The sequence below is a fragment of the Streptomyces sp. MK37H genome (genome assembly GCF_018035285.1).
Lineage (GTDB): Bacteria > Actinomycetota > Actinomycetes > Streptomycetales > Streptomycetaceae > Streptomyces > Streptomyces endocoffeicus.
The window spans coordinates 1-4,043 of the sequence record NZ_JAAAYH010000613.1 but is presented as its reverse complement, the minus strand read 5'-3'; the positions used below and the strand labels follow the sequence as shown (position 1 = coordinate 4,043).

The following is a 4,043-nucleotide window of genomic DNA, read 5'->3' as shown; positions in this document are numbered from 1 at the left end:
CCCGGCTCCGGGGGGCGGGCGTGAGGCCGTACGACGGGAGGAGGCCCCGGCCTCCCACGTCAGATCGGGCTCCGCGTCAGAAGAGCCGGAGCTTGTCGTCCTCGATGCCCCGGAGCGCGTCGTAGTCCAGCACCGCGCAGCCGATGCCCCGGTCCGTGGCGAGGACGCGGGCCTGGGGCTTGATCTCCTGGGCGGCGAAGACGCCCTTCACCGGGGCGAGGTGCGGGTCCCGGTTGAGGAGTTCGAGATAGCGGGTGAGCTGTTCGACACCGTCGATCTCACCACGGCGTTTGATCTCCACGGCGACCGTCGCCCCGTCCGCGTCGCGGCAGAGAATGTCCACGGGGCCGATGGCGGTGGGGTATTCACGCCGAATAAGCGTCCAGCCATCGCCGAGTGTCTCGATACGATCGGCGAGCAGCTCCTGCAGATGGGCCTCGACACCGTCCTTGATCAGGCCGGGGTCGACGCCGAGTTCGTGCGAGGAGTCATGGAGGACCTCCTCCATGGTGATGATGAGCTTCTCCCCCGCCTTGTTCACGACCGTCCACACATCGTCGTCGCCTTCCTTCAGCGTGCACGGCGGAGACATCCAGTTGAGGGGTTTGTAGGCCCTGTCGTCCGCGTGGATGGACACACTGCCGTCGGCCTTGACCAGGATCAGACGGGGTGCCGAGGGGAGGTGGGCGGTGAGGCGGCCGGCGTAGTCCACCGAGCACCGGGCGATGACGAGACGCATGGTCGGCAACGCTACTCGACCACCACCGCCGCACGCGATTCGTCCGCCGATGGACCCCTTCGGCGATGGCTGGTTGTGTGCCCATTCTCCTGGTGCGGGCGCAGTGGCCGACTTACCGTTGAAGCGGGTGGTCGTCGGACGGGTACGCTGCGTCGCCGTCCGCCCTTCCCATCCCTGAGACCCCGCTCGCGGGGTCGCGAGAGGAGAACCCATGTCGCTCGACGTCTCACCGGCCCTGCTCGAACAGGCCGAGCGAGGCGAGGTCGACGAAGCGGCCTTCGTCGACTGCGTCCGGAACTCCCTACCGTACGCATGGGAGATGATCAGCTCGTTGGTGGCCCAGCTGAAGGTGGACGGCGGGGAGTTCGCCGACAACCAGACGCCGCCGCCCGATGAGCAGGCGCGCGGTCAACTGCTCCGCGCACTCGCCAGTGACGCGATACGCGGCGCGCTGCAGCGCCACTTCGGCGTGCGGCTGGCCTTCCAGAACTGTCATCGGGTGGCGGTCTTCCCGATGGACGCATCGGCCGACGAGCGCCTCGCCCGTTTCACCTCGGTCCGGGGGCAGCTGCTCAACCAGTCACCCGAACTCCGCGACTGCTGATGGGACGTACGCTGCCGCTCCACCAGGGGGAGGTGTATCAGCGCAGGAGCGGCAGCACCTCACCACCGAGCCGTCGTACATTCTCCTCCGTGGCCGCCAGATCGCCCGACCCCTCGACCAGCAGCGCGAACCGGTGGATCCCGGTGCGCTCGGCGGTCGCCGCCAGCCGGTCGGCGCACAGCCGCGGCGAGCCCACCGGATGCAGCTCGCACAGCAGCTCCGCATAGGCCACCGGGTCGCGCATCCGGCGCTCCCGGCCGTCGACCGTCACATGCGCCTCCAGACCCTGCCGCAGCCAGCCGGGCATCGCCTTGGTCAGGACCTCGGCCGCCGCGGGGCGGGTGTCCGCGATCTGCACCACCCCGGCCGAGACATGGCGCGCCGCCACCGCCTCGACATGCTCCGGTGAACGGCCCGCCGCCAGCGCGGACTTCCGCCACAGGCCGACCACCTCGGCCTTCTCCTCGTCCCCGCAGTGCATGCCGAGCAGCATGGGCAGCCCGCGCTCGGCGGCCAGCCGCACACTGGTGGGCGAGGTGCAGGCGACGACCACCGGCGGGGCGCCCACCACCGGCCCGGCGAGGGCGTCGTCGGGGCGCGGCACCACCGTCACCTCGCGGAAGGCGAACCGCTCGCCGTCGGTCCCGACCCGGGGCTCGCGCAGCCAGCGCAGCAGCAGATCGAGTGATTCGGGGAAGCCCTGCTCGTACGCCCGCAGGCCCGAACCGAAGACCTCGAGGTCCACCCAGGGCCCGCCACGGCCGACACCCAGTGTGAACCGGCCACCGGAGAGGAGATGGAGCAGTGCCGCCTGCTCACCCAGCGCGACGGGATGCGCGGTCGGCAGTACGCTCACCGCCGTACCGACGCCGATCCGGCGGGTACGTCCCAGCAGCAGGGCGGCGAGGGTGACCGCGGACGGGCAGACGCCGTACGGAACGAAGTGGTGCTCGGCGACCCAGACCGCGTCCAGCCCGGTCTCCTCGGAGAGCTCGGCCGACCGGACCGCCCGGTGCAGCGCCTCCTCCTGTCCCTGGCCTGGGAATTGAGCGGCCAGGATGAAAGCCCCCACATCCATTGTGAAACTGCCTCCTTGTCGCGGCTGATGTGCCGGCGCGGGCATCCCCCCTCGTAGGCATTAACGCCTGACACGTGCCAAGGGCACGGCCGAGCATGAAGTTTTCATGATGATCAGAGCGTGGGTGTGGACGACGGCTTTCCTGGCGGGTGACCGTAGCGCGTAGGCTGGTCACAGCCCGTTAGGTCCCAGTTCTGTCGAGGTGCCCCGTGTCTCCACGCCGAAACCGCCCGCGAGGCGGCGAAAAGCCCGTCGGCCACGAGAGTACGGGCCGTTATGGCCTCGACCGCATGGAGACCTGGCAGGGCGAGGAATGGGTGGTCCGGCAGGTCGGCGGCGGGGCGGCCGCCAAGCACTACCGCTGCCCGGGCTGCGACCAGGAGATTCCGCCGGGGGTGGCGCATGTGGTCGCCTGGCAGCAGCACATGGGCGTGGACGACCGGCGCCACTGGCACAACGCGTGCTGGAACGCACGGGACCGCCGGAGCGCGAAGCTCCAGCGGTCCCGTAACGCACCGCGATATTGACGAGGCGCGGGTACGTCCGGCTCGGGCCCCGCGCATCCGGCTCGGGCCCCGCTCGGGCCCCGCTCGGGCCCCGCGAGCCCTACACGTCGCGCTTCTCCAGCAGCACATAGGCGGCGACCATCGCCCCCGCCGTGACTCCGGCCAGCGCCCACAGCTGGGGCCAGCCGCTGTTCAGGCTCTCGTCGATCCGGAAGAGGGAGGCCAGCGCCTGGGGCGAGGAGTACTCCTGCATCTTCTCCCCCAGATCGCGGAGGCTGTCCGACATCATCAGGAACGCGGGGAGGATGGCCGGGAGCAGCACCACACCGAGCATCGTGGTGATCGCGCCCGCGGAGTGCCGCAGCATGCAGCCGACGGCCAGCGAGAGCAGTCCCAGCAGCGACACATAGAGCCCCGCGCCGACCGTCGAGCCCAGGAGCTGGTCACTCGTCGGCTCCTGGACACCCGGCCCGCTGTGCATCCCGGTGCTGGCGAAGGCCACCAGCGCGAGCGCGAGGGTCGTGGTGGCGAACGAGAGGGTGAAGAACACCAGCGCCTTGGCGGTGAGCACCCGGGAGCGCTGCGGGGAGGCGGTGAGGGTGGTCCGGATCATCCCGGTGCCGTACTCGGAGGTGATCACGAGCACCCCGAGGGTGACGATGCACAGCTGGCCGAGCAGGGTGCCGAAGAATCCGGGGAGGGTGGTGGGGACGGTCTCGTAGTCGCTGTCGCTGGTGCTCGCCGCCACCAGGAGTCCGATCCCGGCCACCAGCGCGACCATCACGCCCAGCGTCCAGATCGTGGAGCGCACCGACTTGATCTTGGTCCACTCGGAGGCGAGGGCATTGCCGAGATGGGTCTGGCGGACCGGGATCGGCGAGGTGTACGGGCCGACACCGGCGTACGGCTGCGACGGAGGCCCGGAGGGCGCCGGCTGGTGCGGGGCCGCCTGCGGCGGCATCTGCGGAGGACCACCCTGCGGAGGACCCTGCGGGGGGACGGGCGCCTGGTACTGCTGCTGGTACGGGGTCGTCATCGGGCGTCCTCGTTGTCGCTCTTGGTCAGATCGGCGGGGCCGGACGGCGCCGCGGGCGGCTGAGCCGGGGGAGTGGCGGG

5 protein-coding genes are annotated in these 4,043 nt (G+C 70.6%); 2 read left to right on the top strand and 3 right to left on the bottom strand.

The features are described 5' to 3' along the window. Positions 1–76: 76 nt before the first annotated feature. The gene (gene nucS / locus GWI24_RS41565; RefSeq protein WP_037951157.1) at positions 77–739 is read right to left on the bottom strand and encodes an endonuclease NucS; all 663 of its coding nucleotides are present in this window, start codon (positions 737–739) and stop codon (positions 77–79) included. 211 nt (positions 740–950) lie between these two features. Between nucS and GWI24_RS41560 the strand changes: the two genes are divergently transcribed. Next, positions 951–1,343: an SCO5389 family protein gene (locus GWI24_RS41560; protein WP_037951008.1), complete on the top strand. Its 393-nt coding sequence runs from the start codon at positions 951–953 to the stop codon at positions 1,341–1,343. Between the two features lie 37 nt (positions 1,344–1,380). On the opposite strand, the gene GWI24_RS41555 is transcribed toward GWI24_RS41560, so the two are convergent. Then, positions 1,381–2,421 (bottom strand): LLM class flavin-dependent oxidoreductase, encoded by a 1,041-nt coding sequence (locus tag GWI24_RS41555; RefSeq protein ID WP_210951201.1) that lies wholly within the window; start codon positions 2,419–2,421, stop codon positions 1,381–1,383. Positions 2,422–2,630: 209 nt separating this feature from the next. Here GWI24_RS41555 and GWI24_RS41550 point away from each other — a divergent pair, with 209 nt between their 5' ends. After that, positions 2,631–2,948, top strand: coding sequence for an ATP/GTP-binding protein (locus GWI24_RS41550; RefSeq protein WP_210951200.1), 318 nt, complete (start codon positions 2,631–2,633; stop codon positions 2,946–2,948). Between the two features lie 79 nt (positions 2,949–3,027). On the opposite strand, the gene GWI24_RS41545 is transcribed toward GWI24_RS41550, so the two are convergent. Continuing rightward, positions 3,028–3,963, bottom strand: a complete 936-nt coding sequence (locus GWI24_RS41545) for an ABC transporter permease (RefSeq protein ID WP_210951199.1) — start codon at positions 3,961–3,963, stop codon at positions 3,028–3,030. Positions 3,964–4,043: the final 80 nt, after the last annotated feature.